This window comes from Allorhizobium ampelinum S4, from assembly GCF_000016285.1.
Taxonomy (GTDB): Bacteria; Pseudomonadota; Alphaproteobacteria; order Rhizobiales; family Rhizobiaceae; genus Allorhizobium; species Allorhizobium ampelinum.
This window is the reverse complement of record NC_011982.1, coordinates 77,140-102,791: the sequence shown is the minus strand read 5'-3', so window position 1 is coordinate 102,791 and position 25,652 is coordinate 77,140. Positions and strand designations below refer to the sequence as shown.

Sequence of the window (25,652 nt, the reverse complement as noted above, 5' to 3'; positions counted from 1 at the left end):
GGCGCAAGCCGGAGACTTCGGACCGGCTTGCGCGATGGCGGCTAAAGCCGCCTTTGCGACCTGATTCGGAAGAAGGCGATACCCAGCAGCGGCAGCCCGATCGTGATCGCGACCATCACCGTTCCCAGCGCATTGATCTCAGGGCTCACCGAGTCCCGGAGCATGCTGTAGATTTCAGTGGGAAGCGTTTCCGTGCCGATCGGCCGCCAAAAGATCGAGGCGGTGACGTTGTCGAACGACAGGGTGAATGACAACAGCAACCCTGCGACAACTGCTGGCATGAGCAGCGGAAGGGTGACTTCGCGGAAAACCTGCAACCGGTTGGCACCCAGCGTCGCAGCCGCTTCCTCAAAGGTCTTCTGGATTGTGATGAGGCGCGCATGAACGACCAGAACCACATAGGGCAGCGCCAGCATGATGTGGCCCATCAACAGTAGGCTAAAACTGCGCGGCTGCTTGAACAACTGCATGAACAACAGAAGCCCCACGGCGAGAACCGTCTCGGGAACGAGAAGCGGTGTCAGCAGAAAGACGTTCATGAGCCGCTTACCTCGAAATTCATATCGGGCAAGCGCAATGGCGGCCAATACTCCCACCACACCACAGATGCCGGCGGTCAAAACACCGAGCACCAGCGACGTCTTGAGCGCCCGCATGACACTCTCGTTCTGAAAAAGCTCGGCGAACCAGCGGAGCCCGACCCCTTGCATGGGGAAGGAAGCAAAGTCGGCGGTGTTGAACGAAAGCAGGATCACCGCGGCGACGGGTCCAAAGAGAAACATGTAGACCAGCGCCGTGAAGATTTTTAGCGGCCAGCCAACACCGGGTTGATCAGCGTTCATCGCGTCAATCCTTTCGTGATGGAGCCGATGCCAAGGAAGCGGCTGTAAATGGCGGTGAGAAGCAGCAGCAAAAATGTCAATGCGAGCGACAAAACCGCGCCCATTGGCCAATTCAGCTCGAGGCTGATCGTGTCAGCGATGATGTTGCCGAACATGAAATTGTCAGGCCCGCCCAACAGAGCTGGCGTGATGTAAGTGCCGGCAGCGAGGACGAGCGACAGGAGGACGCCAGAGCATAGTCCTGGAAGAGACAACGGAAGGGTTATTTCCAGGAACGCCTGCCATGACGTGCAACCCAGCGTTCGAGCGGCGTGAAGCAAGTTCCGGTCGATGCCATCGAGGCTCACATAGATGTTCAGGATGATGTAGGGCAGCACAAAGCTCAGTATGCCAAGTATCACCGAGAATTCAGTGTATAGAAACTTGAGCGGGCTATCGGTCAGGCCAAGTCCCATCAGCAACGCATTTATGGCGCCGCGCTCTCCCAGAATATTGATCCAGGCAAGGTTTCTGATGATGAAGCTGATCCAGAAGGGAAGCACGAGCAAGATCAACAGGAATGGGCGCCAAACCCGGGAGCTGAAAGCGATCGTATAGGCCACCGGATAGGCGATAAAGACCGCGATCACCGTTGCCTCAACAGCGATACGCATCGTCTTCCAGAGCCCCAGGAAATAATAGGGGTCCGAGAAGAACATTTTCCAGTTCTCGAGGCTGAGGCCCGATGCGTCCCGGCCACCACCGATATATGTATTGAAGCTGTAACGGATCATAGTCGCTGTCGGCGCCACGATCAGCAGAAGAAGCAGGATGATTGCAGGCGCCAAGAGTAGGAGGATGCGCAGCCTGTCATTTTTTTGAGAAAGAGCCACCGCCATCTCAGCTCCTTCCTTCTATCGGAAGATATTGACCGTCAGCATCAAGGAGAGTAATCCGCGCCGGATCGAAATTCAGTTCGGCAAGATCCCCGACTTGAAGGGGATGGCTATCGTCACCAGCAGATGCAGCGACGCGCGTCCCTTCAAGATCGATGACATATGTTGTCTTGTCCCCAAGGAACGTCCGCTCGATAACTTTTCCGAGATGAAGCGCAGGGTTCGCCGATTGCTGAGCGGCTCCGACCTTAATATGCGCCGAGCGAACAACTGCCTCGATCGTATCGCCGACCTTTGCACCAACATTTCCGGATAGACGCGTTTGCACGCCGCCGATATCAATAAGAAAAGAGCTTTCGGTGCTTTCAACGACCTTGGCTTTCAAAAGGTTCGCATGACCGATGAACTCAGCAACAAAACGGGACTTTGGCGTGCGGTATATTTCCTCGGGCGAGCCTGTTTGGACGACGCATCCATCCTTCATCACGACGACAAGGTCGGCCATTGCCAGAGCTTCTTCCTGATCATGGGTAACGAATACCGTGGTGATGCCGGTTGCCTGCTGGAGAGCCCGAATCTCGCTTCGCATATCCGCGCGAAGATTGGCGTCCAGCGCCGAGAGAGGTTCGTCTAGGAGCAGAACGTCCGGCTTCGTGACGATCGCGCGCGCAATGGCGATGCGCTGCTGCTGACCGCCGGACAGCTGGGAAGGATACCGATTTGCCGTGTGCGGAAGCCGGACCATTTCTAGGGCTTCGGTAACCTGCCGCTTGATGTCGGCTTTTGGAAGGCCACGATATTTCAGGCCGAAAGCGATGTTGTCGAAAACGGTCTTGTGCGGAAAGAGGGCGTAGTTTTGAAAGACCAGGCCGATATTGCGCTTGTGGACCGGCACGTCTGTGACCGGGCGACCGTTGATGAGGATCTCGCCGGTCGTGTTGCCGGCGAGGCCGGCGACCGAGCGCAGCAAGGTCGTCTTGCCGCAGCCAGAGGGTCCAAGCAACGCGACGAACGCGCCGGTTTCAACGACGAGATTGATGTCGTTGACCGCAACGACTGGGCCGTAGCGGAGTGTGGTAGATCGAAATTCAAGCATGATAGTGACTTAATCCTGTCGCGGAGCGGGGGCTGAGGTTCGCATTTGGCCGCCTCTGACGCGGCCATCTGTGCGAAAAGCTCATGCACCCCTGGCAACACGCCGCCACTGTGGCTCAAGCTTGTCGATCTGTTCCGCCCAGTAAGCTCCGTCGGGGATATTAAAGCCCTCGAACGTTCCGCTGGGATCGAAGCCGGGCTGGTTCTTCAGCTGATCCGGGAAGTTCGTCTTTCTCGGATCAAGCGCGGAGCCGTTATTGGTGCGCATGCAATATTCGAAGTTGATCTCCGGCTTGAGCATGAGATCGAGGAGCTTTTCGCAAGGCTCCATCGGTGCGCCTTTCAGGACGAACAAGTTCTGGACCCAAGCCTGGCATTGTTCGGGTTCGAGATATTCGATTGGATAGTTGTCTTTCTTCAGCGCCGCCGCCCGCGTCGACCAAGTCTCGGCGACCACAACCTCTTCCTTGGCGAGAAGGTCCATAACTTCCGAGCCGGACTCCCAATATTTCTTGACGAGCGGCCTCTGTTCACGAAGAGCCGCGAAAATAGCATTGGTGTCGCTGAGCTTGTTCGGGTCTTGGCCCGTATAAAGCGCCGCCGACCAGATGCGGTCGAGAGCGTAGTTGCTCAACGCGATCTTGCCGGAGAAACGCTTGTCCCAAAGGAGCTTGTAGCCAAGTTTTTTAGCCTCCTCGCGCGATACGTGTTTTGTGTTGTAGGCGATGCCGGTGGTACCGTAGAGGTAGGGAATCGCTGAGAGCTTACCATTTGGAGTTAGCTTGCGCATCTGCTCGATCAGCACCTGAGAAACAAGCTTCAGGTTCGGAATGTTGTCTTCATTGAGCTCAGAGTTGGCTCCTAGGTCCACGTAGCGCTTGTACATATCGAAGCCAGCATTTGAGTAGACGCTGAGATCCCCAGCACCACCGGATTTCAGGCGAGTGATGATTTCGGTTTCGTCGCCGAACGTACCTTCAACCACCTCAATGCCGGTGGCCTGGGTGAAGGGCGTGAAGACGACTTCATGCATGTTCTTCTTGCTCTGGCCGCCGTAGCCGTAAAAAGTTATCTTCTCGCCGGCAGCCCAGCTCGGACCCGCACGCATTGCAACAAGCGCAGCGGCCGACCCCAATCCGAGAAGATTGAAATTACGGCGGCTGATACGCGCTTCCATTGTGCCTTTATTCTCAGACATTGAGTTCCCCTTTTTGGTTTTGCAGTGGTAGACCGTCCGGCGTACCGGAACTGGCTGGAATTCAGTGCTAATTAACGAATTCTTACAATCAGGCATCTTGCGATAGTGACGTAAACCTGCAATTTGCTTCCAGCATACGGAAGAAATGCTAAATCAATAACGGATTATCGCTAAATTATGGAAAACCACGACGCGTCTCAATCAAGTCTAGGCAAGGCGGTCTTACTATTGAAAGCTATTGCCAGGTCGGGGGCGGCTGGTGCCCGCCTTAAGGATATCGCCCAAGGTATGGATGTAAGCCTGCCGACGGTACATCGGCTGCTGAAGACGTTGATCAGTGAGGGCCTCGTCGAGCAAGCGGACAAGAACTACCGCCTCTCGTATGAATTCTTCTGTATGGCCGCCAAATCCAGACAGATGAACAGCATTTCCGAAGCCGCCAGACCATCTCTGCTGCGCGTGTTCGGTATGTTGAAAGAAGCAGTGATATTGATCGAAAGGTCTAAGTTTGACGCGATATGCACCGATTGCTTCTGGGGAAGTCATCCTATCCGAACGTTCTATGGCGGTGTCGGAGGGCGCGTTCCATTGGGTGTCGGCCAAGGCGCATTGGCCATCCTTGCGTTTCAGCCTGACGAAGAGCGTGAACAGATCATCCGCTTCAACATGCCGCGTATCGCCGCCGAATACCCGATTGATGAGCTTGATCTGCGTACAATGATCAACGAAATCAGGGAAATGCGAGCTGCTGCGTTCGACTTCAACATCAACGACGGAATTTCTGCGATAGCAGTTCCGATTTTCGACCGGGCAGGGATTGCAGTCGCCTCACTCAGCATTGCAGCTCCCTTGGTAAGGCTTTCGGGTCCGCGTCAAAAGACAGTAATTGACCTTCTGACGAAAGAAGCACGCGTCATTTCCAAGGCGTTGAACCCTCTTGGGCAGATCGACGAACCTGTTATCTGGGGTGAAGCCGCCTCCAAACTGACTTGATGGTCACAGCGCCATACAGACCGATCAGTCTGCACTGCCTGATTCCGACAGCTCAAACCACCCTCAAAGCAGGGTGCTTCCTGGGGATGGCCACGTGCCTCGGTCAATCACGCTCGGCGCACATCCACGGAAATCGGAATTGGTTTATAGGCAGAAGACATCAGGACAGGCGTTCGAAGGCACACCAACTCTTGCTACTTCACTATGGTCGCCGTCGATGATGCCGGCAAGCCTACTGCCGTCCCAACGCGTGTCGATGATCGGCGACGCTACAAGGCTGCCGAGTTGCGTCGCACGCTGGCCGGGAGTTCGCTGATCGACATGAAGAACCGCAGCGATCGGTGGCGAAGTCGCTAACTGAATGGCCCGCGCCCCGGTACCTAAGTTGAGATGCTGCAGTGGCCTCGAATGAAAATTTAGCGGCGCTTCGACTTTGTCGCCAGCACGTTCCGGATCGAAAAACTGGAATGGATCCTGAGCACGCCTGGCAAGGTCGACAGGATCTCCTTGTGGATCCGCTCGAATTCGCCTGCGTTGGCGACCTCCACACGCAGCAGGTAATCGGAACCACCGGTCATCAGAAAACACTCACGTATTTCCGGGTGGCGCCTGACGGCCGCCTCGAAGCGATCGAGATGTTCTTCGGTCTGGCGTTCGAGCGTGATGTTGATGATCACCGCGATCGCCGTCTCGACATTCGATGTGTCCACCAGCGCCGTGTAACCGCGGATAATGCCGGATTTTTCCATGATCCGGATGCGTCTCATGCAGGCCGATGGGGACAACCCCACCTCGGTAGCGAGCTTGGCATTTGGGCTCCGTGCATCGAGTCGCAGAAGGCGGAGAATGTTGCGATCAATCGCGTCCAGAGCGGACATGGCGGATTCCTCCGTTTTTCAATACATTCCCCTTAAAATCACGCCGTAATCGAATAATCAATCGCTTTTTGGCGAGAAATTCGACGATCGTTTCAATACGTTCTCGTGAACATTTGTGTTCCGGGGAAGCGATAATGCACACGGTGAGACCGAACGATCTGCACATCGAGGACGCTTGCGTTGTTGGGGGCGCATCGGGGTATCTGACGATCGATCTCGGCGCTCTCAGCAGAAACTACGAGCTGCTGGCCGGTATGGCCGCACCTGGAAATACCGCTGCGGTCGTCAAGGCAGATGCCTATGGGCTCGGAGCAGAGCGCGTCGCGAGGACCTTGTATGCCAAGGGCTGCCGGCATTTCTTCGTTGCCCAGTTCATCGAGGCGACCAGGCTGCGCCCTGCCCTTTCGTATGATGCCCGCATCTTCGTTCTTAATGGACTGCAGCCTGGCAACGAGGATGTATGCGCCTACGAAAACATCGTTCCGGTCATCAACTCGATGGACCAGTGGCGAAACCGGAACAGGACCGCGCGCCGTCTCGGCCGCCGGCTTCCCATAGTGGTTCAGTTTGACACCGGAATGTCCCGGCTCGGCCTGCCGCCGGAAGAGCGTCCCCTGCTTGCCGAGGCGGTCGCGCAAGGATCGGACGTCGATATCCTCTTCCTAATGAGCCATCTGGCCTCCGCCGACGACGAGAAAAGCGCGCAGAACGGCGAGCAGCTTGAGGAGCTCCGAAAGATCGCCGCCGAATTTCCGGGTTACGACCTGTCGTTTGCCAATTCCGGCGGCATCTTTCTCGGCGACGACTATCGCGGTCTCCTCGCCCGGCCCGGCATCGCGCTCTATGGCGGAGCACCATCCGCTGCGCGCAATCCGATGGAAGCCGTCGTCCGGCTCGACGTCGCCGTCGTGCAGACTAGAACCGTGCCGGGCAGCACGAAAGTCGGCTATGGCGGAGCGCATGTCACCACACGTGAGACGCGCCTTGCCACGATCGCCGCAGGCGAGTGCGATGTCTAAATATCAGCGAAAGATACTTTCGAGGACCCGAGATTTTGGTTGTCGCACTGTTGGTGCAACATCTTACGCGAGTAGAGACAGACGGATTGAGAGCGCTTTGAGGCCTGGTGCTGGCAAAAAATTGAGGAGACGACCAATGGCTGAGCAAGCGAAAAACGGGTTCGACGACATATGTGAAAACGACCTTCAAACTGCAGGCCGATGAGCATGAAGGCGGCGCTTTCGGCTTGTTGTTCGCAAAAAAGCGCTTCGGCGATTGCCCCCGAACAACGCCACTGTCATTACCGCAACTGGCTTCCGGACGACCACTGTCGACAATAAAAATGACACGTCAAACGGAGGGCACGAATGCAAACTTGGTTGGAAAAGCTGACCGATCTCGCCGCGATCGAAGGCGATGAGTGCATCCTGAAGACCGGGTTGGCGGACATCGCCGATCATTTCGGCTTCACCGGCTATGCCTACCTCCATATCCAGCACAGGCACATCACCGCCGTCACCAACTATCATCCCGAGTGGCAGTCGGTCTATTTCGACAAGAAGTTCGACGCTCTCGACCCGGTCGTCAAGCGCGCAAGATCCCGGAAGCACATCTTCACCTGGTCTGGCGAGCACGAGCGACCGACACTGTCGAAGGACGAGCGTGCCTTCTATGCCCACGCAGCCGATTTCGGCATCCGCTCCGGCATCACCATACCCATCAAGACTGCCAACGGCTCGATGTCGATGTTCACGCTGGCATCAGAGAAGCCGGTGATTGATCTCGATCGGGAAATCGATGCAGTGGCAGCCGCGGGAACCATCGGGCAGATCCATGCCCGTATCTCATTCCTCCGCACCACCCCTACCGCGGAAGATGCCGCATGGCTCGATCCGAAGGAGGCCACCTATCTGAGATGGATTGCCGTCGGCAAGACGATGGAGGAGATCGCCGACGTCGAAGGGGTCAAGTACAACAGCGTCCGCGTCAAGCTTCGCGAAGCCATGAAGCGCTTCGATGTCCGCTCCAAGGCGCATCTTACCGCGCTCGCGATCCGACGAAAACTCATTTGAACCGAGTGCAACGTTCACGTCACGCAGTTACGACCGGGAAGAATAGTTATGTCAGATGGGCTCTCCTGCACGTTCTATAGTTACTTGCCCGCATCCGCGGTGCGAATGCCAGACTGGGCTGACGACGAAAATCGAAAGCACTTCTACGAAAGTATTGACGCTGCCCGTCAGGCAGTTGGTCAGCTGAAGAGCTGATGTGGCCCAGGATCCCGAATACAGTTGGAAACCAATCCATCTTGTTAAAATCGAGATCAGCGCGATCTCGACGGATGCTGTGCTTGTTTTGCTGAATGAAGGCATCTCGAGCCTGGTCAAAAACTACGAAATCCTCGAGAGGCTCGACGACAAAGACTAATGCGGCACCTTCAAACCGCGAATCCGCTACCCTGATAAAATTTAGGTGTCGGTCAGTTTACGACGACCTTGGGAATGAAGCCAAGAATACTGATCAGCGTGTTCACGGCGCTCATCTGCGCATGCATCTCGATGCTCGCTTCAATGTATCGGACATGCTGTGGGCCGCCGGCTTCTTCTCCGGTCTTATAAGTCTCAGGGAGAGCCTGAAATAGCTCGTCGGCTTTCTCCACCAGTTGCCGGTGCGTCCTGATGGCGTCGATCGTGATGGTTTCCAGGTCCGCCGGAGGTAATCCGTGCGTCAGCCCGATCAATGGGCGGAGCTCGACCTTCTTCGTCACTGCGGCATCTTCCAGTTCCATTCCTGACCTAACCCTGGTTGGTCCGCGGTGCGCCTCCGCTGACGTTGAACCCTGTGAACCCTTGCCGGGGGTTAGAATCCGAGATGAATCGGCCCTGCGACCTTTAGCCGGAGCCTGGACATACGCCGCAGGCCCCCGGACACAAAGTCAGAGGGTTCCTGGCGCCATTCCGGTCAGCGCCAACCGTTCATCTGCGGATTCTAAGCCGCAACGCAGCGCGTACTGCGTCAACTCCCTTATAAGAGTCATTCCAGGGAGAAACCAGTCTGGATAAAGATCGCGTACGTGCAATTTTTCACGAAACCGCGGTCAGAAATGATTTCACGCGCCTGTCGGTTTAGTTTTGAGCTAAATTTTCGCTTTCACGTTGCTGGCGGCGCTGCTTGCGTCGTTCCTGAACGATCAGGAAAGACTGGCGGGCGTTGAGCCGATCTTCATCTCTGACGGCCTCGCAGGGTTGACCAACAATATCATGGCGTAAGGCATCCGGCTGCGCGGTCGCATAAAGATACGCCGCACTGTGCGTGTACCGGCGTAGCGCTTTGCGAAGATCCGACAGTGCCGCATCCGGTCTCAGTCTCCTCTCAATGTCAGTATTGATCCCGATCCTGAACGGTAGCACTGTCTCCCCTTCGGCCGAAGGAAGCACCGCGATTGGCTCGTTCAACAAGGCGTTTACCGCCTTGGCCGCTTCAAGCGAGTATCGATCGACCTTGATCGGACCGCGCGACGCTTTCCATGGGCTGAGGGGCTTCGTGTTGCTGTCGTTCATTTATCCTGCCTGGGACGGGGGAGAGTTAACTGAAATTGGCCGGATTGTCGAAGAACGCTTCGCATTTCGCCTTGTTGAGCCGCACATCCGAACTCCCGAAATAGAAGTATTTAAAGCTCTTGATGAAGTGCTTGTACCCGAGCTTGTCGTAGTCCCGCGTCTGGCGGACATAGGCGAAATCGAGCGTCGGCGAGCGGGACGTTCTGCTCGACCCGACGTACGGTGCACGATCCGCCTCCACAATGTCGAAATGTGCAAACTTGCCGTCGGGCGTTAGAAAATACTCAACACGCCAGTTCGCGGGATCCGGTTTGGGGATTTTGATACGGCGGACTTTACGAAAAATGTCGGATGCCTGCTTCGCAAGGCCGCCCCTGAAAAAGTCATCCTGCTCCATCGCCCAGAAGAAATAGTCTGGGTCCGACAGCAACAGCTGCGGCAGCGTTTTGCCCTTATACTTGCCGATTGGCATTTCTGACCACATGATCTCCTCCGCGTGCACCGTGCGGAAAATGTGGTGGGACTTCGGATCCCCTTCAATAATCCTACACGTTCAATCCTGCAGCCAGCGGCCCGTCTGCAGGGGTCTCGGGTGCGCATACCATCTCTTGCACTTTGGAGGCTGCCTTAACGCTCTCGCGCCCCGATCCCCGAGAGGTCGATCCTGATGCCAGCCTTGTTTGGATCAGACGAGACGTCTTCAGGTGAAGGAGCTTCATCTCCTGGATTTTCGCGAGAACGAGCGCTTGCCTCGGCCTCGTCACTCTGGATCGTAGCAGGTTGGGAAATTTTCCCCTCGCCGGGATCTTCCGCCCGAAACACCGCCGTTCCCTCGAAGTATCCCGTCTGCCAGGCGATGATCGAATCGTCCATCACTTGCGGAAGCACGTCAGCGGCGGTCGGATTGCCATACCACTTCATGACGATGCGCCAGACCTTGGCGAAGAGCGCCGTGCCCATACGGATGTTTTCGCAAGCATCGACCAGATCGGGCTTCAGCTGCCCGGCCTCGACGATTCCGAGCCCCGCCGGATATTGGGTGATGCCGACGCGCACGGTATTGCGGCCGAGATTGTCGCGGATCAGCACCAGCGCCTCCTCCGGCGTCATGGGCTTGGGCACCAGCACCACGCGGCTTCCAGACCGGACGGTGATTGCCAACGGGTCTTGCGATCCAACACGCGCGATGAACTGCTCGACAATTGCGGGCTTCAGGGCCGGATCGGCACATTGCTTGATAAGGGCGGCATCGACCATCCCGGATTCTCCCGTTTTAGAGGTTGAAGGCGATGACGACGGGCAAGACGAACAGCTTTGCCCAGGCAGTCACACTCGCTCTTTGGATGGCGACGATCGACGTGCCGTCGGTCCACCAGCCGTTGCCCGTGGCGACGATGACATCGGGCGAATGCAGCATAGACTGCAACACCGGCCAGAGGATCAGCTGCTCGTAGCAGATCAGTGACAAAATCCAGGTGCCTGAGACTTCGGCTGCCGGATTGTCGAAGATGTGGGCGCGGGCGCCGCCCCCTCCCCCGTCCATCTCAACCATGGCTGCCACATCGAAACTGGAACCGGCATACGCTCGCGATAGAGGATCTTGGCCTCGTTTGCCGAGATCGCCACCATGACGTTGTCGTAGCCCTTCACCCCAATCCTGGCCGCGCCGGCGACCACGGTCACGTCCGGCCCACGCAACCCTTCCCGCCACAAGCTTTCAACCGTCGGCGTCCAGAAGCCGAGCGCGCTTTCAGGCAGCACGATGACATGTGTGTCCGGATGCGACGCAATCGTCTGGCGCACCGTTGCGATCAGGTCACGCTGGTACGCGAGTGACCCGTCCCGACCAAGGTTTTGCCCCTGCTGGAGGTCGACGCTTCGCCATCCTTCCGCTAGATTCAGCGGTGTCCATGTTGCGGCGGACCAGAGCCAGAACGCCCCGAGCGTAATGGCAGCGGCCGGCCAGAATCTCGTCGTCATGACGAGCAGGCCGGCCGTCAGCGCAAACAGTCCCCACCATCCCCATCCGGGAAACAAAACGCCGGCTGCGGTCAGCGGATGCGCCCAGCCGGTGATGCCGAAGGGCGGCAGCCCTGTCAGCACCATTGACACCAGATAGCGCAAAGCCCTCGCCGCATCCGCTCCCCTCTTCCCGGTAGCGTCCTTTACCCGACGAGCAGTCCAGAGCACCGCATGTACACCGACAAAGGACGCTGAGGCCGCGACCCAGAGCAGAAGACCGGGCCAGACATCGGCGGCATAGAAGTTGGCGACGCCTTGCGGCAGACCACGCGAGGCAGCGAGGAAATACCCCGCCGACACGAAGGCTGCGACCATACGCGACGGTGCCATCGCCCAGAGCGCCGGAAAAACCATTGCGAAGGGCAAAAGAAGCACCTCGCCGCTCCAGCCGATCGAGCCACAGGCGATAGAAGCTGCGATCAGCAGAATGGCTTCCCAGTGATCGACCGTCCAGCCATCGCCATCGCGATCACGGATCGAAGGTGATAACCGGCTGCGCCAAGCCGAGAAGACCGGAATCCGGAACCGGGCCGAAGTATCGACTATCATAGGAGCTCGCAAAGGAAGAGTGGAGAAACAGGTGATGCGGCGGCACGATGCCGCCGGGATCAGGGGTGAGCGGTCTGCCCTCACCGTCCCGATCGCGCACAGTGGATGCAGGTAAAGAGCGGCCATCGATGGCAACGTGGCCGGCGATGTCGACATGCTGACCGGGCAGCGCCGCGATCGTCTTGATCAACGGCGCAAACCCGTCATCGCAGAGCCCACGCCGCAAATACCCGCGCACGCGGGCTTGCTCGATTGCCGATGTTTCCGGCGGGCAAATGAAAACAAGATCGCCGATCGCGACCGGACGGTGAAGCGCATCGATGCGCCAAAGCCCGAGCGGCTCGCTCGTCGTCAGATTCAGCCGATACCCGCCCAAGAACGCTATCGACACCAGACCTGACATAAGGACGCCGGCGCCCGTCAGCAACAACAGAACCCTACGCCGCCTCATTGCTTCAGCACCGGCGTCTGGCGCTGGGTGAGACGTTGCTCCTCGGCCAGTTTCAGCGACTGGACGGTGCGCTCGTGGGCGGCGAGCTGCTGCGCTGTCCGCATGACCGGCCAGGCTTGCTTCAGTTGCTCCTTCTGCTCGGGTTTCATCCCCTCGGCAAGCTTTTCGTACAGCTTTCCGGAGGGCTCACGCGCGGCGTTGCTCAACAGCACCCGCTCACCGAACCGCTCGGTGACATCCTGGTTAAAGCCGTCGATCTCAAGCTTGGTCTCGCGGTTGCTGAGCGCATAGGCCATCGCCGCCGGCAGATCGTTGCGGTCGATTGCATCGCGTACCCGCTCCAGCACGACACGCGCCTCCGGCGACAGGGCCGGAATATCGATCGAAACGCGCTGGCGCATAACCTGCTCTTCCGTCTGCAGCCGCTGCGCAGCAGTTTCCCGCATGCGAAGATATTGCTCGAGGTCCCGCTTCAGGGCCGGAACATTGACTTCGGCGATACGGCGGTCCTCTCGTTCTGCCTTGCTGGCTAGGATGCCGGTCTTACCCTTCAGAGGCCCGATAGACGTCGGCTCGGCTTCGAGTTTCTGCAGGATCTGTTTTGCTGCTTGCCTGTCGGCGAGGACCGCGTCGAAGTTCATCGAGCGGAATGCGGTCTCCGGATCGGCGAAAACATAGCGGAAGCGCGCCGAGACTTCCTCCCATTGCTGCCTCAGGGCGGGCTCGGCGCCGAGCCTGTCCCCGACCGTGTCGGCCACGGAACCGGAGAATGTCTTGATGCCTGCGACCATGGGCGCGGCCTCCTTCACCGTTTGGGCTTTCAGGGATTGATTGAGGCCGAGACGCTCGGCGAAGGCGCCAAGGCGCTCCGCAAGATCGGCAAGCTTCGCCTTCTGCCGTAGCGTCCAGTCGAGCCGGTCGCGCAGCAATGTTTGCGCCACCTGAACGATGTGCAGGCCACGGTTTTCAGCGAAGCGCAGCGCCTCGCGATACAATTTTCCGCGCTCGTAATCGAGGGTGGTTTCCTTGGCATTCCTCCGGGAAAGAACCTTTGCCAAGCCACCATTGAAGGCGAAGGATCGCTGTCCGTAATAGAGTTGCAGATCCTCACGATGACGGGTCATCGCCACATAGGTCAGATGGCGATCCAGCGACAGCGATGCCAGCACTTTCATCCGGTCGACGGTGGCGCCCTGGGACTTGTGGATGGTCGTTGCATAGCCGTGATCGAGATTGCTGTAGAAGTGTTGTTCGACCACGACATGCCGGCGATGCTCGCCTTCGCCGGTCACGGCGACGATGCGGTTTGGCGCGGCCTCGACCACATGGCCGATCATGCCGTTCTTGACGCCGAGCGACGTCTCGTTCTTCAGGAAGACGATCTGGTCGCCCGTGTCGAACTGGCGGATACCGTCAGCCGTTTTGAAGACATGGCCCTCACCGACAAGTCCGCGTTCAACGAGTTTTTCGCGGGCCATGACGTTCAGCATGCGCACGTCGCGGCGCAGATGCGCGAGGATCAGCGTCGTCTTCGTCTGATCGTAATCGTGGTTCCAGTCAGCGATCAGGCGCTCAACCGCTTCCGCCTTCAGACGCTCGCCGGTAATTCTGGCATTTGAATTGTAGGCGGTCAGCGCCTTTTCGACATTGCCGCGGGCGAGATCGAGGGACGCCTTGCGCATCCAGTCCTCGCGCTGGCGATAGATCGTTTCGAGTTCAGCGTAACCAATCCGATCGACAATGGCGCGGAAAGCGGCCCCCGCTTCGATCGGCTGAAGCTGCTCGGGATCGCCGACTAGCACGATCTTTGCCCCTGCCCTGACGACGGCATCGACAAAGCCCGCCATCTGTTTCGAGGCCACCATGCCGGCCTCGTCCATGACGAAGACGGTTTTATTGTCGAGCACGTCACGACCGCGGTTCCAGCGCAGCTCCCAGGAGGAGAGCGTGCGGCTCTCGATGCCGGCTTCCTTCTCCAGACCTTCCGCCGCTTTGCCGGCGAGCGCGCCACCGACGACACGATATCCGGCCAGCTCCCACGCCTCCCGCGCCGCCTTCATCATCGTGGTCTTACCAGCACCCGCGCGTCCGACGACCGCGGCGATGCGGGCCGGACCGGCGATGCACTCGATGGCTGCTTTCTGTTCCTCCGACAGCCGCCCATGCCGCCCAAACGTCGCTGCGAGCACCACCGTGGAAACGGCATGCGTTTCCTTGTCCGACAGCCACATCGCCTGTCGCGCCATCGTCGCTTCCAGCCGGATCATCGCCCGTGTCGAATAGCGCGCCGGCACTTTCTCTCCGGTCGCGAACTCGATCGTGTCGCGCTGCAGCCGTAGCACCTCCGGATTCAGGATGATGCGCAACATCAGCTGCTGGAAGACGGCGGGATCGTCGACATAGCGGTGCAGCACTTTCGCGACATCGCGTTCATCGAAGACGCTCTTTTCCCGCATGATCAGGTCGAGCACGATGGCTGGATTTTTGAGGATGCGGCGGGTGTTTTCCGAGCGGCGTTCTTCGTTCAGTTCGATCCTTTCGAGCTCCGGCCGAACACCCTGTTGTTCCGCTTTCCGCGCGATTGCCTTGGCGCCTACGCCTAGATGAATGGTCGGCTCGAGCTCGATGGCCTGCTTTTTGTAGGAACGGCCATCGATCCTGAGATCGATGCCGCCGAGGGCCAGATGGTGGTTCAGCCGTTCGAACCAGCCGTCGCGCAGGGCGTTGAAATCGTCCGTCGAACCGGCCCAGAGTTCGTAGAGGATTTTGCCGGATTTCGTGCGAACCAGCTGGCCGTCCTCACCAATGACCGCTACCTTCTTGGCCCCGAATCCGTCCTCGGTCAGCGGCCGCAATGTGGTCATCAGGTGGATGTGCGGATTGCCGGGATTGTCGTGATAGACCCAGTCGGCGACCATGCCCTTCCCCAGGATATGTTTCTCCACGAAATCACGGACCAGGGCGATGTTCTGCTCGGGTGTAAGCTCCAGCGGCAGTGCAATCGTCAGGTCGCGGGCCAGCTGCGCGTCGGAGCGTTTTTCGAAAGCCTCGACCTTGTTCCAGAAGGCTTCGACGGCGCCGGAAACAGAGCGATCCGCAATGAGCGCTTTCGCCCATTTCGGGGCATCGGCAGGAAGCATGAACTCCTCATGCAGCAAACCCTGCTTGCGCGTGTAGTCGATGGTGCTGGCTTCACGCTCGTATTCCATCTTCGCGCAGTGCCGGTAGGCAGCAGACAGCACGACACTGCGGCCGTCGCCACGGCTGACGATACTGGCTGAGAAATGGGCGATGGCCACGGCGTAAAACACTCCCGGTTCGAATCTCGTTCGTCGGGGGCGACAACCCCACGACGGCCCCGCCAGGGCCGCCAGCAACTCGTCGGCCAGCGACGTATAATTGCGCCCTTGGAACCGCTCCTTCGGAACGGCGGGATCATCCTCCAAAGTGTCGGCTTTGCCGACGTGCAGATCTGCACATTCCTTCGGACGTGCTTTTGGGGAAATCTTGCAGCGAGATAAACGCCGCAGGATTTCCAGGGAGATGCGACCGGAATGAAGAAACCATCGTTGAAGATCAGGGAAGAAATCGCCAGATTGCAGGATCAGCTGAGACAAGCCGAAACACGCGAGGCGGAGCGCGTCGGCAGGATCGCGCTGAAGGCCGGCCTCGGTGAGATCGAGATCGAGGAAACCGAGCTACAGGCTGCGTTCGAAGAGATCACCGGGCGGTTTCGCGGAGGCAAGGCGGCTTCGACTGGGAAGAGAAATGCTGGTGACGGCAGGACAGCAGGTGAGACGGTCACGACGATCGAGACTGGCGCTGCTGCGAGCAGCGGTCGTGAGGCTTGAACGGATGGCCCGCACGATCACGAATGACGCGCGAAAGAAAGACACGCGCGAGAAAATCGAACTCGGTGGCCTGATCGTCAAGGCAGGACTGCGCTACGAGAAGCGGGCTCTTCTGCTTGGCCTGTTGATCGATGCCGGTCGCCGCCTTAAGGGCAACGATGGGGAGCAATCGCGCCTCACGGCGATAGGCGCGGAGGCATTCGCTCATGACGGCGAGTAAAGTGTTCCTCGCCGTCATCCCGGCCGCGATGATGATCGTCGTCTTGGTGTTCATGGCGGGGATCGAACACTGGCTGGCCGCTCTCAGTAAGACCGGGCAGGCAAAGCTGATGCTCGGGCGGATCGGCCTCGCGCTGCCCTATGCGACCGCGGCTGCGATCGGCACGCTTTTCCTGTTCGCGTCGAATGGCGCAGCGGGCGTCAAAGCGGCAGGATGGGGTGTTGTCAGCGGAAGTGGAGTGGTAGTCGCGATCGCGGTGCTGCGTGAAGGGGTTCGCCTTTCCGGGATAACCGGTGAAGTGCCAGCAGGACAGTCCGTGTTTGGATATGCGGACCCCGCAACGATGCTTGGCGCATCGACAACGTTCCTCGCCGGCGTCTTCGCACTGCGCGTGGCGATGAAGGGTAACGCAGCTTTTGCCAAAGCCGCACCACGGCGGATTGGGGGAAAGCGAGCGGTGCATGGCGAGGCCGACTGGATGAAAGTGCAGGAGGCGGCAAGACTTTTCCCCGATCCCGGCGGCATCGTTGTCGGTGAACGGTATCGTGTCGATAGCGTTGCGGCGGTGTCGTTCCGCGCCGATGATCCGTTGACCTGGGGAGCGGGAGGCAAGAGCCCGCTCCTATGCTTCGACGGCTCCTTCGGCTCGTCGCATGGCATCGTCTTCGCCGGCTCCGGCGGTTTCAAGACGACGTCTGTAACGGTCCCGACCGCGCTCAAGTGGGGTGGCGGCCTCGTTGTCCTCGACCCGTCGAGCGAGGTCGCGCCGATGGCATCGGAGCATCGCCGCAAGGCTGGCAGGAAGGTGATCATTCTCGATCCCTCGGCGTCAGGCGTCGGCTTCAATGCGCTCGACTGGATCGGGCGACACGGCAGCACGAAGGAAGAGGATATCGTCGCCGTCGCGACCTGGATTATGACCGACAATCCGCGCTCGGCGTCTGCCCGCGACGACTTCTTTCGGGCATCGGCGATGCAGCTTCTGACAGCCCTGATCGCCGACGTCTGCCTATCCGGTCACACGGACGAGGAAGACCAGACGCTGCGCCGTGTGCGGACGAACCTTTCGGAGCCTGAACCACAGCTACGGGCGCGCTTGACAAAAATCTACGAACAGTCGGAATCGGACTTCGTGAAGGAGAACGTCTCGGTCTTCGTCAACATGACGCCGGAGACGTTTTCCGGCGTCTACGCCAATGCGGTGAAAGAAACCCACTGGCTGTCCTATCCGAACTACGCCGCGCTCGTCTCAGGCGACAGTTTCTCGACCGACGATCTTGCCGATGGCGGGACAGACATCTTTATTGCGCTCGATCTGAAGGTCCTCGAAGCCCATCCAGGACTGGCGCGTGTGGTTATCGGATCACTGCTCAATGCCATCTACAATCGAAATGGCGATGTGAAGGGTCGCGCGCTCTTCCTGCTCGACGAGGTGGCCAGGCTCGGCTACCTGCGGATCTTAGAGACCGCGCGCGACGCCGGGCGCAAATACGGCATCACGCTGACGATGATCTTTCAGTCCATCGGCCAGATGCGCGAGGCCTATGGCGGGCGGGACGCGACGAGCAAATGGTTCGAATCCGCGTCGTGGATCTCGTTTGCCGCGATCAACGATCCCGACACGGCCGACTATATCTCGAAACGCTGCGGCGATACGACCGTCGAGGTCGACCAGACAAACCGCTCGTCAGGGATGAAGGGATCGTCGCGCTCACGTTCCCGGCAGCTCAGCCGCCGTCCACTGATCCTGCCGCATGAGGTGCTGCGCATGCGCGCTGACGAGCAGATCGTGTTCACATCGGGCAATCCGCCGCTCCGATGCGGACGCGCCATCTGGTTCCGACGCAAGGATATGAGCGCGTCCGTCGGAGAAAACCGCTTTCATAAGCAAATCGCGGACGGAGTGAAGAGCTATAAGGCCGCTGGGATGACAGACACTGAGGAGACATGACATTGAGACTTTTTACGGCAGTCGCCAGCCTATCCCCCTTAGCCATTGGCATCCTCGCGTCTGTTGCCTCAGCGCCGCCGAGCAGCGCGAGCGAAGCCTTCTCTATCTGCGGAAGCGGGCAACGTATCACCTGCGTGGTGGATGGTGATACGTTCTGGTTTAGAGGTGAGAAGATCAGGATCGCCGACATCGACACGCCGGAGCTCAGCCCGCCAAGATGCGAGCGCGAACGCGAGCGCGGACTTGCGGCAAAACAGCGTCTGCTCGAGATCCTCAATTCGGGTCCGGTCTCGTTCAAGACGACCGCCAGGGATGAAGATCGCCTCGGTCGCAAGCTCAGGATTGTCTACCGCGAGCGACGATCGGTCGGCGATATTCTCGTCGCCGAAGGCTTGGCTCGGAAGTGGGAAGGATCGCGCCGGAGCTGGTGCGGATGATCCGGGCGCCGGCGGATCACTGTCGTGAATCGATGATGCCCAACCGATTCAAAACTGTCATTGGACGGCAAATTCCGAATGCGCGATTCTGCGGGCATGATCACGCAGCCCTATCACCTCTACGTCGAGCGTATCGCGCCGGAAAAAAACATGGCGCGGTTCTACGCCCTTGCTGTCCAGCCGACATTGTTTGGCGAGGTGTCGCTAGTGCGCGCCTGGGGTCGGATTGGAACGCGCGGACAGCAGATGGTGCATCTGTTCGACAATGAGAGCCAGGCTATCAACCTGTTCCTCGACGTCCTTTGCGAAAAGCGCAAACGGGGTTATCGACCAAAAGCACCTGTGGACATCCAGCGGATCTGATCCTCGCCCCCATCGTCACCGATGACAATCCAGTCAGAAGCTGACACGGATTTTATCTTTGACAACAAGATGCGAGGAATTCCATGACCACCACCAATGAAATCGCCGACAAGATTGCAGCCGACAACGGCCTGACGAAGGTTCAGGCAAAGGGCATTGTCGAGGCCGTGTTCCAGGCCATCGCCGATGCCGCAGGCTCCGACGCTGAAACCTCAATCCCAGGCTTCGGAAAGTTTAAAGTGAAGGCATCGCCTGAGCGTGAGGGTCGCAATCCTGCGACCGGAGAAAAGATGACCGTTGCGGCTTCGAAGAAGCTGACCTTCGCGCCTGCCAAGGCGCTCAAGGATGCACTGAACAAGTGATCCAGGTAGTGGAGAGCCCCGCCTCGCGGCGGGGCCTCCAGTCTTAGTCCCGGTTCGACCGGGACCAGATGAGGGAGAGGCCTTCCTCGCCTTCGACCTCGATCAGCGTTGCGTAGATCGGGGCCGGGAAGCTTGGGTCATCGAGCTTGACCGAGAGGTAGTCGCGGCCTTCGTTCGAGGTCTTTTTCCAGGCTGCGCCGAATCCGTGGCTCCCGCGAGGATGCGGTAGTCAGGGCCCTTTTCGGAAGTGCGCTCGACGGCGCGGATGGTTGCCTTGACGTTGAGGTTAAGGGTCTTGATGGTGCCGGAGAAACCGTTGCCGGAAGCGGTGAATTCGCCGATGGTTGCCATTGTCGTAATCCTTTTCGGTTGTTCGGGCCGTGTCCATCGCGGCCTCACATGAGGAACTACCTGTCAATCTGTGGTTTTAAGCTGCCGAGTGGCCTAGGCTGGCGACGCCCCGCAGTGTGCGGGGCGTCATATCCGGGGCTTATTCGGCACCGCGACGGCTCGGGCGAGACCAGATGAGGCTGTAATTCTGGCCGTCCTCGTCCTCGACCAGATTGGCGTAGATCGGAGCGGTGAAGCTCGGATCGTCGAGCTTGAGACCGAGGTAATTGCGACCCTCGTTAGATTGCTTGGACCAGGCGGCGCCTATTTCCGTGTTATGCGGTGCACCACATAACATCGATTATGCGTAGCGCGTGATTATGCGGAGTCTTATGGCGGCGGCCCCAGTATTCCGGGGCTTTTGTGGCTGTTTCGCACCGCATAATATCGGGGTGATGTGGACGGCGCCGCCCGTATTGAGCGGCGCCGCGGTGTCGGTCAGCGCGACCAGATCAGGGCATATTTGCCATCGTCGCCTTCGAAGAGGTTGGCGTAGATGGGTGCGCTGAAGGAGGGATCGTCGAGCTTGGCCGAGTGGTAGGTCCGATCCTCCTTGGAGGTCCGGCGCCAGGCGGCACCGATCTCGACGCCGGAGACGATGACCCGCAGGTCGGGCGCCTTGTCGCTGGTGGCTGCGGGATCGCTGGGGACGAGGCGCGCCTTGGCGTCGATGGCGAGGGTCTTGATGGTGCCGGTGTAGGTGCCGTCATTGCTGAGGGTGAACGAACCGATCTGGGACATGGTGGAACTCCTGTGCTGTGTTCAAGCCCGCGACCATCGCGGCCTTGTGGCGATCGAGAGCCCTGGGACGGCCGACCCGCACCGTCAGGCCGCAGCGCATGCGAAGGACGGCGCGTAGCGATCTTGTTGTTGGGCGAGGAGCGGCGCCGCCGCGGGGAAGAAGATCGCCGGAGCGCTGTTGCGGGGAACAGGCCGGGTCGCAGACCGCATCGCGGGGCAGATCCGCCCAGAACAAGGCCCGTCGGTCGAAGGGCATCACGGCACCCGGCAGCACCACCCACAGCCGGGCGTTCGCACATTGCCATGATGCTCATACCGCCCATCCCGCCTTACGTTGACGCGGTATGCGCATCGGCCATCAGCGACGCGATCAATGCGTCCGGGGCCCTGAACCGACCGCGACGGAGCGCCGGCGGCAACACGGCCTCTATGGCCTCGAGCTTCTCGGACGGGTCCATCCGCAGGTATACCTCGGTCGTGCGGATATCGGCATGGCCAAGCCAGAGCGCGACCTTACGGATATCGCGCGTGGCCTGCAGCATGAGAACCGCGCAACTGTGCCGCAGAAGATGGGGTGAGAGCGGCCGGCCGATCAGCGTCGGGCATCGAGCTGCGGCGGCCTTTGCGTGCTTTTCGAGGATATACTCGAAGCCGGCTCGGGTCATTGCCATTCCTTGAGCATTGACGAACAGCTCCGTCACCGGTGGCTTTCCGCGCACCGCAAGCCAGGCTCGCACGTCGCGGGCCGTTTCTTTCCAGAGCGGAAGACTGCGCTCGCGCCGGCCCTTGCCGAACACCAGGATGCTCGGACTGGGTTGCAGCGTGACGTTCTCCAGGGTGAGGCCGACCAGTTCGGAGACGCGCAGGCCCCCGGCAAAGCAGAGGTGCAGCATCGCCCGGTCCCGCAGCCCCAGCCGCGTCTTTATATCGGGCGCGTCGAGCACGGCACGGACCTCGTCCATGGTCAGGTGGCGAATGAGCTTGTGGTCATGGCGCTTGCCCGGGATAGCGTTGATCTGGGCGATCTGCTCCAGGGCGTTTGGGTGCCGCAGCTCGACGTAGCGCATGAACGCCTTGATCGCGGCGAGCCGCAAGTTGCGGGTCGACGCGCCGTTACCGCGATCATGTTCGATGTGATGCAGGAACGCGAGCACCATGTCCGCATCGATCTGCTCGAGATGGAGCAAAGACGGGCGTGTATGCAAGCGCCCGGCAGCGAAGACGAACAGCAGCCGGAAGCTATACGCGTAGGCTTCGCAGGAGTGCGGACTATAGCCGCGCTGCTGCGGCATGTGCTCCCGCATGAAGCGGGTGATGAGCGGAGCGATTGGTGTCATGCGATCTCTCCCTCGATCAGCGCCTCGGCAGCCGCCGCGATATCGCCCATGAGGTCGGGCGTGGCTTCCAGATACCAGTAGGTATGCCGGATACTCGCGTGGCCAAGATAGGTGGAGAGTGCGACGAAGTCCCGCGCAACATCATCCCGGCGCATCGCACATTGCTCCAGCGCACGGGTCGCGAAGGTGTGGCGCAGATCATGGATACGCGGGCGACGCGACCGATCCTGACCGACGCCAGCCTTGCGCAGGATCACATGGAAGGTGCTCTCGACGGTTCGAAGGGGCATCGGCTTGGCATCCACCGAGAGGAACACATGGTCGTCCGCCCCGGCGAACCGCCGACGGACCTCAAGATAGGCCCGCAGCGCCTCGACCACGCTGGCGTGCATCGGCACCAGCCGGCTCTTGTTGAACTTGGTCTGCCGGATGTGCAGCACGCCATCTGGCAGCGCATCGTCCAACCTCAGGTTCAGAGCCTCCGATATCCGCAGGCCCGTCGACGCCAGCAGCCCAACCAGCATCACATAGATGTGGCGCCTGAGCGGGCTGGGCTTCTGGTGCCGCAGATTGCCCGCGGCATCGAGCATGCGCGCCAGTTCCGCAGATGTGTAGATATAGGGCGCGGGACGTTTTGCAGCACCAGGGTCGGGATGATGGTGCGGCACTTCATGGGCGCGATCCTCGGCATGCAGGAAGCGTGCGAAGAGAGCGATCTCGCCAAGCCGCCGCTGGTGACTGCGCGGGGTCGACGAGACGGTCGCCGCCCATGCGATCGCGGTCTCGTGGCGAACATGGATATCGCCGTGGTCAACCGCATAGCACGCGAACGCAGCCAGGTGCCGAGACGTCTTTGCCAGTTTGAAGCCGAGCGAGCGGCGCAATGCGATATAGCGATCAGCATCGTCGGTCAGCATGGCGACCTCCCCGGCCAGGACTGAGCGATGGCCGACAGAAGTGCGATATCGACCTTGGCGTAATGCGCAGTCATCTCCGGCGACCGGTGACGCAGCACAGTGCCAACATGGGCTAAGCTGACGCCGTGGCGGAGCATCGCCGTAGCCGCCGAGTGCCGCAGGATATGTGCCCCCTTGTAATGGCTTTCGACACCGCCGCGTTTGAGGGCGCGCTTGACCAGGCATTTGACCGTGATGCGGTCGATGGGGCGCAGCGGCGCATATTCGGTAATGAACAGGGATGGTACCGCCAGCGCCGGCCGACCGCGTTCGATATAGGCAAGCAGCGCGTCGCCGATCTCCTGGGTGAGTGGCAGCAGTTCTTCGCGCCGGCCTTTGCCGAACAGGCGGATGCTGCCCTGCCGCCAGTCGATATCGCCGAAGCCGAGCCGTGCGACCTCGCTCGCCCGAAGTCCGAGCCGAACCAACAGCAGGATGATGGCCCGGTCGCGCAGGCGACGCTCACCGTTGCACGCCCCGATGATCCGCGCGATATCGGCATCGGGCAGAAAGCGCGGGATCGAGGCCAGCCGCCAGCCCGCAACGTTGGGCATGGCGTGGTCGAGTCCGGGCCGGCATCGTCCTGTCGCGATCAGGAAGCGCAGGAAGGCGCGAATGCCGACCGATATCCCCTTCATCCGCGCCACCGATACTGCTTTCGCGCGCTCGATCATGTAGGCTCGGATCGTTGCGGCGTCGTAGATAGCTGGCGTGTCCCCCAGCGTATCGATGAAGGGTGTGATTGTTCCGAGATACGTGGCCAGCGTCGTTTCGGCCAGACCGCGCTGCTCGCGGGCCCAAGCCGCAAACTCGGCCACCAGCGGCGCAACCGGCTTGGCCGGCGGGCCCACCAATACGCTGCGATCCTCGAGATAGGCGATGAACAGCTTGGCGATCTCGACCGCATCCTGGTTGATGTCGCCACGGAAGCGCGGGCATTGCCCCGCTGCAATTAAGGCGAACGATGTCGCATGCGCCTCACGGATCGCGGCGAGCGTGTAATTCTCCGCGCATGCCCAGTGCGTCCAGCTCGCAAGCAGCCGCATCTTCTCGATGATGGTACGTGGCGTATAGCGTCGCTCACGAAGCCATTGCGCGAAGTCCGCCGCGTGGTCCGCAGCCATTCCCGCCTTCAAGCGGTCCCCGACCGCGTTCTTCCGAACATAAACACCCGTTGGCATGTCGCCTCCTTTTGCATGTGGAAGCAGGACTATGATCCGAGTGGACTGTGATTCCGAACGCCAGCAGTTGTACCTGGTGCTGTCGTGCAATGTGCGAACGCCCGGCTGTGGGTGGTGCTGCCGGGTGCCGTGATGCCCTTCGACCGACGGGCCTTGTTCTGGGCGGATCTGCCCCGCGATGCGGTCTGCGACCCGGCCTGTTCCCCGCAACAGCGCTCCGGCGATCTTCTTCCCCGCGGCGGCGCCGCTCCTCGCCCAACAACAAGATCGCTACGCGCCGTCCTTCGCATGCGCTGCGGCCTGACGGTGCGGGTCGGCCGTCCCAGGGCTCTCGATCGCCACAAGGCCGCGATGGTCGCGGGCTTGAACACAGCACAGGAGTTCCACCATGTCCCAGATCGGTTCGTTCACCCTCAGCAATGACGGCACCTACACCGGCACCATCAAGACCCTCGCCATCGACGCCAAGGCGCGCCTCGTCCCCAGCGATCCCGCAGCCACCAGCGACAAGGCGCCCGACCTGCGGGTCATCGTCTCCGGCGTCGAGATCGGTGCCGCCTGGCGCCGGACCTCCAAGGAGGATCGGACCTACCACTCGGCCAAGCTCGACGATCCCTCCTTCAGCGCACCCATCTACGCCAACCTCTTCGAAGGCGACGATGGCAAATATGCCCTGATCTGGTCGCGCTGACCGACACCGCGGCGCCGCTCAATACGGGCGGCGCCGTCCACATCACCCCGATATTATGCGGTGCGAAACAGCCACAAAAGCCCCGGAATACTGGGGCCGCCGCCATAAGACTCCGCATAATCACGCGCTACGCATAATCGATGCGGCCTATGAAGACCCGGTGGCTGGGCGTGTTTTCGCCGCTCACGCGCGCATCGGGAACGATGCGAACCTTCTTGGCTTGAAGGGAAAGGGTGACGATCTCGCCGTTGAACTCGTTAGTGTTGGACTGCTGGAAAGTGCCGATGGTAGCCATTTTCGTCTCCTGACTGATTGTCGAAGCCGCCCTGTGCGGCCTCGTGGCGGTCAAAAGGCAACGGGCCAGGCCGACTGCATCCCTGGACCGAAGCGAAAGCGAAGGACGGCGGCAGACGAGCTTCTTGATGTTTCGCGAGGAATGCGGCATAGCCGCAGGGGAAGAAGGTCGGTGAAGCCGTTGCAAGTCAAAGGACTGACCGGGGCAAGACCAGCCAGCAAAGAGGCAACACAGGACGGCCTTCAGCATCATTCTGGTGAACGGTGCTGTTCATCGGCCCTACAGCCGTACGACGACCGGCAGGACTGGTTAGATCGCTCCACGCCTGATGAACCAAAGGTCTGAGCCCATTCCTGATCCGCGCTGATACACGTATCAACCTCACATCCGGTCGCCGCACAGGCGGCTGCACCA

Annotated in this window: 27 protein-coding genes and 6 pseudogenes; 13 read left to right on the top strand and 20 right to left on the bottom strand. The window is 59.9% G+C overall.

Annotation, left to right across the window (positions count from 1 at the left end; all coding sequences use genetic code 11):
* Positions 1-41: 41 nt before the first annotated feature.
* The 4 genes from AVI_RS24975 to AVI_RS24960 all read right to left on the bottom strand — a co-directional run bounded on the left by AVI_RS24975 (position 42) and on the right by AVI_RS24960 (position 4,010).
* Positions 42-842, bottom strand: coding sequence for an ABC transporter permease (locus tag AVI_RS24975; protein WP_012648986.1), 801 nt, complete (start codon positions 840-842; stop codon positions 42-44).
* Entirely contained in the window at positions 839-1,720 is an 882-nt protein-coding gene (locus AVI_RS24970; protein WP_012648985.1) for an ABC transporter permease, read from the bottom strand. The genes AVI_RS24975 and AVI_RS24970 overlap by 4 nt, the downstream gene beginning before the upstream one ends.
* A 1-nt stretch (position 1,721) precedes the next feature.
* The gene (locus tag AVI_RS24965; RefSeq protein WP_049777480.1) at positions 1,722-2,813 is read right to left on the bottom strand and encodes an ABC transporter ATP-binding protein; all 1,092 of its coding nucleotides are present in this window, start codon (positions 2,811-2,813) and stop codon (positions 1,722-1,724) included.
* Between the two features lie 81 nt (positions 2,814-2,894).
* Positions 2,895-4,010: an ABC transporter substrate-binding protein gene (locus tag AVI_RS24960; protein WP_012648983.1), complete on the bottom strand. Its 1,116-nt coding sequence runs from the start codon at positions 4,008-4,010 to the stop codon at positions 2,895-2,897.
* 177 nt (positions 4,011-4,187) lie between these two features.
* Between AVI_RS24960 and AVI_RS24955 the strand changes: the two genes are divergently transcribed.
* Complete coding sequence (locus AVI_RS24955) at positions 4,188-5,003, top strand: IclR family transcriptional regulator (protein ID WP_012648982.1); 816 nt, start codon at positions 4,188-4,190, stop codon at positions 5,001-5,003.
* Between the two features lie 93 nt (positions 5,004-5,096).
* Positions 5,097-5,392 (top strand): annotated as a pseudogene (locus tag AVI_RS31595) (acyl-CoA thioesterase); the annotation flags it as partial.
* 27 nt (positions 5,393-5,419) lie between these two features.
* Here the strand turns inward: AVI_RS31595 and AVI_RS24945 are convergent.
* Positions 5,420-5,881 (bottom strand): Lrp/AsnC family transcriptional regulator, encoded by a 462-nt coding sequence (locus AVI_RS24945; RefSeq protein ID WP_012648981.1) that lies wholly within the window; start codon positions 5,879-5,881, stop codon positions 5,420-5,422.
* Positions 5,882-6,015: 134 nt separating this feature from the next.
* Between AVI_RS24945 and AVI_RS24940 the strand changes: the two are divergent.
* The 3 genes and pseudogenes from AVI_RS24940 to AVI_RS31280 all read left to right on the top strand — a co-directional run.
* Positions 6,016-6,894: pseudogene (locus tag AVI_RS24940) on the top strand (alanine racemase); the annotation flags it as partial.
* Between the two features lie 354 nt (positions 6,895-7,248).
* A complete protein-coding gene (traR, locus tag AVI_RS24935; RefSeq protein ID WP_041699488.1) occupies positions 7,249-7,953 on the top strand; it encodes an autoinducer-binding transcriptional regulator TraR in 705 nt (234 codons plus the stop codon).
* Positions 7,954-8,149: 196 nt separating this feature from the next.
* Positions 8,150-8,308 (top strand): hypothetical protein, encoded by a 159-nt coding sequence (locus AVI_RS31280; RefSeq protein ID WP_156762603.1) that lies wholly within the window; start codon positions 8,150-8,152, stop codon positions 8,306-8,308.
* A gap of 52 nt (positions 8,309-8,360) precedes the next feature.
* Here AVI_RS31280 and AVI_RS24930 read toward each other — a convergent pair whose 3' ends face one another.
* From AVI_RS24930 to traA, 7 genes and pseudogenes are all read right to left on the bottom strand, one after another.
* Positions 8,361-8,669 carry a transcriptional repressor TraM gene (locus AVI_RS24930; protein ID WP_012648978.1) on the bottom strand — a complete coding sequence of 103 codons (309 nt, stop codon included), beginning with the start codon at positions 8,667-8,669 and terminating at the stop codon, positions 8,361-8,363.
* Positions 8,670-9,006: 337 nt separating this feature from the next.
* Complete coding sequence (locus tag AVI_RS24925; protein ID WP_012648977.1) at positions 9,007-9,441, bottom strand: ProQ/FinO family protein; 435 nt, start codon at positions 9,439-9,441, stop codon at positions 9,007-9,009.
* Between the two features lie 25 nt (positions 9,442-9,466).
* Positions 9,467-9,925 carry a hypothetical protein gene (locus tag AVI_RS24920; RefSeq protein WP_041699486.1) on the bottom strand — a complete coding sequence of 153 codons (459 nt, stop codon included), beginning with the start codon at positions 9,923-9,925 and terminating at the stop codon, positions 9,467-9,469.
* Positions 9,926-10,068: 143 nt separating this feature from the next.
* A complete protein-coding gene (locus AVI_RS24915) occupies positions 10,069-10,698 on the bottom strand; it encodes a TraH family protein (RefSeq protein WP_012648975.1) in 630 nt (209 codons plus the stop codon).
* Between the two features lie 16 nt (positions 10,699-10,714).
* Positions 10,715-11,889: pseudogene (locus AVI_RS24910) on the bottom strand (conjugal transfer protein TraB).
* Positions 11,890-11,932: 43 nt separating this feature from the next.
* Positions 11,933-12,463 (bottom strand): conjugative transfer signal peptidase TraF, encoded by a 531-nt coding sequence (gene traF / locus AVI_RS24905; RefSeq protein ID WP_012648974.1) that lies wholly within the window; start codon positions 12,461-12,463, stop codon positions 11,933-11,935.
* Positions 12,460-15,762 carry a Ti-type conjugative transfer relaxase TraA gene (gene traA, locus AVI_RS24900; RefSeq protein WP_012648973.1) on the bottom strand — a complete coding sequence of 1,101 codons (3,303 nt, stop codon included), beginning with the start codon at positions 15,760-15,762 and terminating at the stop codon, positions 12,460-12,462. The genes traF and traA overlap by 4 nt, the downstream gene beginning before the upstream one ends.
* A gap of 255 nt (positions 15,763-16,017) precedes the next feature.
* On the opposite strand from traA, the gene traC reads away from it, so the two are divergent.
* The 6 genes from traC (at position 16,018) to AVI_RS24870 (ending at position 19,647) form a co-directional block, all read left to right on the top strand.
* Positions 16,018-16,314 carry a conjugal transfer protein TraC gene (gene traC, locus AVI_RS24895; protein WP_012648938.1) on the top strand — a complete coding sequence of 99 codons (297 nt, stop codon included), beginning with the start codon at positions 16,018-16,020 and terminating at the stop codon, positions 16,312-16,314.
* Between the two features lie 4 nt (positions 16,315-16,318).
* A complete protein-coding gene (traD, locus tag AVI_RS24890) occupies positions 16,319-16,534 on the top strand; it encodes a type IV conjugative transfer system coupling protein TraD (RefSeq protein ID WP_012648937.1) in 216 nt (71 codons plus the stop codon).
* On the top strand, positions 16,521-18,485 hold the full coding sequence (gene traG, locus AVI_RS24885) for a Ti-type conjugative transfer system protein TraG (RefSeq protein ID WP_012648972.1): 1,965 nt from the start codon (positions 16,521-16,523) through the stop codon (positions 18,483-18,485). The genes traD and traG overlap by 14 nt, the downstream gene beginning before the upstream one ends.
* Positions 18,482-18,922, top strand: a complete 441-nt coding sequence (locus AVI_RS24880) for a thermonuclease family protein (RefSeq protein ID WP_012648971.1) — start codon at positions 18,482-18,484, stop codon at positions 18,920-18,922. Before traG ends, AVI_RS24880 begins: the two co-directional genes overlap by 4 nt.
* A 78-nt stretch (positions 18,923-19,000) precedes the next feature.
* Positions 19,001-19,285 carry a WGR domain-containing protein gene (locus AVI_RS24875; RefSeq protein ID WP_041699482.1) on the top strand — a complete coding sequence of 95 codons (285 nt, stop codon included), beginning with the start codon at positions 19,001-19,003 and terminating at the stop codon, positions 19,283-19,285.
* An 83-nt stretch (positions 19,286-19,368) separates the two neighbouring features.
* Positions 19,369-19,647, top strand: a complete 279-nt coding sequence (locus AVI_RS24870; RefSeq protein ID WP_012648969.1) for an HU family DNA-binding protein — start codon at positions 19,369-19,371, stop codon at positions 19,645-19,647.
* 43 nt (positions 19,648-19,690) lie between these two features.
* Here AVI_RS24870 and AVI_RS24865 read toward each other — a convergent pair.
* The 7 genes and pseudogenes from AVI_RS24865 to AVI_RS24840 all read right to left on the bottom strand — a co-directional run bounded on the left by AVI_RS24865 (position 19,691) and on the right by AVI_RS24840 (position 24,252).
* Positions 19,691-19,998, bottom strand: a pseudogene (locus AVI_RS24865) (DUF736 domain-containing protein).
* A 139-nt stretch (positions 19,999-20,137) separates the two neighbouring features.
* Positions 20,138-20,308: pseudogene (locus AVI_RS24860) on the bottom strand (DUF736 domain-containing protein); the annotation flags it as partial.
* Between the two features lie 167 nt (positions 20,309-20,475).
* Positions 20,476-20,778 carry a DUF736 domain-containing protein gene (locus AVI_RS24855; RefSeq protein ID WP_012648963.1) on the bottom strand — a complete coding sequence of 101 codons (303 nt, stop codon included), beginning with the start codon at positions 20,776-20,778 and terminating at the stop codon, positions 20,476-20,478.
* A complete protein-coding gene (locus AVI_RS30770; protein ID WP_139192342.1) occupies positions 20,744-21,034 on the bottom strand; it encodes a hypothetical protein in 291 nt (96 codons plus the stop codon). Before AVI_RS30770 ends, AVI_RS24855 begins: the two co-directional genes overlap by 35 nt.
* A 73-nt stretch (positions 21,035-21,107) precedes the next feature.
* Complete coding sequence (locus AVI_RS24850; protein WP_012648966.1) at positions 21,108-22,115, bottom strand: tyrosine-type recombinase/integrase; 1,008 nt, start codon at positions 22,113-22,115, stop codon at positions 21,108-21,110.
* A complete protein-coding gene (locus AVI_RS24845) occupies positions 22,112-23,032 on the bottom strand; it encodes a tyrosine-type recombinase/integrase (protein WP_041699479.1) in 921 nt (306 codons plus the stop codon). The genes AVI_RS24850 and AVI_RS24845 overlap by 4 nt, the downstream gene beginning before the upstream one ends.
* Positions 23,026-24,252: a tyrosine-type recombinase/integrase gene (locus tag AVI_RS24840; protein ID WP_012648964.1), complete on the bottom strand. Its 1,227-nt coding sequence runs from the start codon at positions 24,250-24,252 to the stop codon at positions 23,026-23,028. Before AVI_RS24840 ends, AVI_RS24845 begins: the two co-directional genes overlap by 7 nt.
* Positions 24,253-24,336: 84 nt before the next feature.
* Here AVI_RS24840 and AVI_RS30765 point away from each other — a divergent pair, with 84 nt between their 5' ends.
* Together AVI_RS30765 and AVI_RS24835 are read left to right on the top strand one after the other, a co-directional pair.
* The gene (locus tag AVI_RS30765) at positions 24,337-24,675 is read left to right on the top strand and encodes a hypothetical protein (protein ID WP_143050364.1); all 339 of its coding nucleotides are present in this window, start codon (positions 24,337-24,339) and stop codon (positions 24,673-24,675) included.
* The gene (locus AVI_RS24835; RefSeq protein WP_012648963.1) at positions 24,641-24,943 is read left to right on the top strand and encodes a DUF736 domain-containing protein; all 303 of its coding nucleotides are present in this window, start codon (positions 24,641-24,643) and stop codon (positions 24,941-24,943) included. The genes AVI_RS30765 and AVI_RS24835 overlap by 35 nt, the downstream gene beginning before the upstream one ends.
* A gap of 136 nt (positions 24,944-25,079) precedes the next feature.
* Here AVI_RS24835 and AVI_RS29990 read toward each other — a convergent pair.
* A pseudogene (locus AVI_RS29990) lies at positions 25,080-25,238 on the bottom strand (DUF736 family protein); the annotation flags it as partial.
* Positions 25,239-25,652 lie beyond the last annotated feature (414 nt).

Excerpts from the sequence above, each read along its gene's own strand:
- AVI_RS24975 (WP_012648986.1), bottom strand. The coding sequence starts at position 842 with ATGAACGCTGATCAACCCGGTGTTGGCTGGCCGCTAAAAATCTTCACG.
- AVI_RS24970 (WP_012648985.1), bottom strand. The coding sequence starts at position 1,720 with ATGGCGGTGGCTCTTTCTCAAAAAAATGACAGGCTGCGCATCCTCCTA.
- AVI_RS24965 (WP_049777480.1), bottom strand. The coding sequence starts at position 2,813 with ATGCTTGAATTTCGATCTACCACACTCCGCTACGGCCCAGTCGTTGCG.
- AVI_RS24960 (WP_012648983.1), bottom strand. The coding sequence starts at position 4,010 with ATGTCTGAGAATAAAGGCACAATGGAAGCGCGTATCAGCCGCCGTAAT.
- AVI_RS24955 (WP_012648982.1), top strand. The coding sequence starts at position 4,188 with ATGGAAAACCACGACGCGTCTCAATCAAGTCTAGGCAAGGCGGTCTTA.
- AVI_RS24945 (WP_012648981.1), bottom strand. The coding sequence starts at position 5,881 with ATGTCCGCTCTGGACGCGATTGATCGCAACATTCTCCGCCTTCTGCGA.
- traR (WP_041699488.1), top strand. The coding sequence starts at position 7,249 with ATGCAAACTTGGTTGGAAAAGCTGACCGATCTCGCCGCGATCGAAGGC.
- AVI_RS24930 (WP_012648978.1), bottom strand. The coding sequence starts at position 8,669 with ATGGAACTGGAAGATGCCGCAGTGACGAAGAAGGTCGAGCTCCGCCCA.
- AVI_RS24925 (WP_012648977.1), bottom strand. The coding sequence starts at position 9,441 with ATGAACGACAGCAACACGAAGCCCCTCAGCCCATGGAAAGCGTCGCGC.
- AVI_RS24920 (WP_041699486.1), bottom strand. The coding sequence starts at position 9,925 with ATGTGGTCAGAAATGCCAATCGGCAAGTATAAGGGCAAAACGCTGCCG.
- AVI_RS24915 (WP_012648975.1), bottom strand. The coding sequence starts at position 10,698 with ATGGTCGATGCCGCCCTTATCAAGCAATGTGCCGATCCGGCCCTGAAG.
- traF (WP_012648974.1), bottom strand. The coding sequence starts at position 12,463 with ATGAGGCGGCGTAGGGTTCTGTTGTTGCTGACGGGCGCCGGCGTCCTT.
- traC (WP_012648938.1), top strand. The coding sequence starts at position 16,018 with ATGAAGAAACCATCGTTGAAGATCAGGGAAGAAATCGCCAGATTGCAG.
- traD (WP_012648937.1), top strand. The coding sequence starts at position 16,319 with ATGGCCCGCACGATCACGAATGACGCGCGAAAGAAAGACACGCGCGAG.
- traG (WP_012648972.1), top strand. The coding sequence starts at position 16,521 with ATGACGGCGAGTAAAGTGTTCCTCGCCGTCATCCCGGCCGCGATGATG.
- AVI_RS24880 (WP_012648971.1), top strand. The coding sequence starts at position 18,482 with ATGACATTGAGACTTTTTACGGCAGTCGCCAGCCTATCCCCCTTAGCC.
- AVI_RS24875 (WP_041699482.1), top strand. The coding sequence starts at position 19,001 with ATGCGCGATTCTGCGGGCATGATCACGCAGCCCTATCACCTCTACGTC.
- AVI_RS24870 (WP_012648969.1), top strand. The coding sequence starts at position 19,369 with ATGACCACCACCAATGAAATCGCCGACAAGATTGCAGCCGACAACGGC.
- AVI_RS24855 (WP_012648963.1), bottom strand. The coding sequence starts at position 20,778 with ATGTCCCAGATCGGTTCGTTCACCCTCAGCAATGACGGCACCTACACC.
- AVI_RS30770 (WP_139192342.1), bottom strand. The coding sequence starts at position 21,034 with ATGCCCTTCGACCGACGGGCCTTGTTCTGGGCGGATCTGCCCCGCGAT.
- AVI_RS24850 (WP_012648966.1), bottom strand. The coding sequence starts at position 22,115 with ATGACACCAATCGCTCCGCTCATCACCCGCTTCATGCGGGAGCACATG.
- AVI_RS24845 (WP_041699479.1), bottom strand. The coding sequence starts at position 23,032 with ATGCTGACCGACGATGCTGATCGCTATATCGCATTGCGCCGCTCGCTC.
- AVI_RS24840 (WP_012648964.1), bottom strand. The coding sequence starts at position 24,252 with ATGCCAACGGGTGTTTATGTTCGGAAGAACGCGGTCGGGGACCGCTTG.
- AVI_RS24835 (WP_012648963.1), top strand. The coding sequence starts at position 24,641 with ATGTCCCAGATCGGTTCGTTCACCCTCAGCAATGACGGCACCTACACC.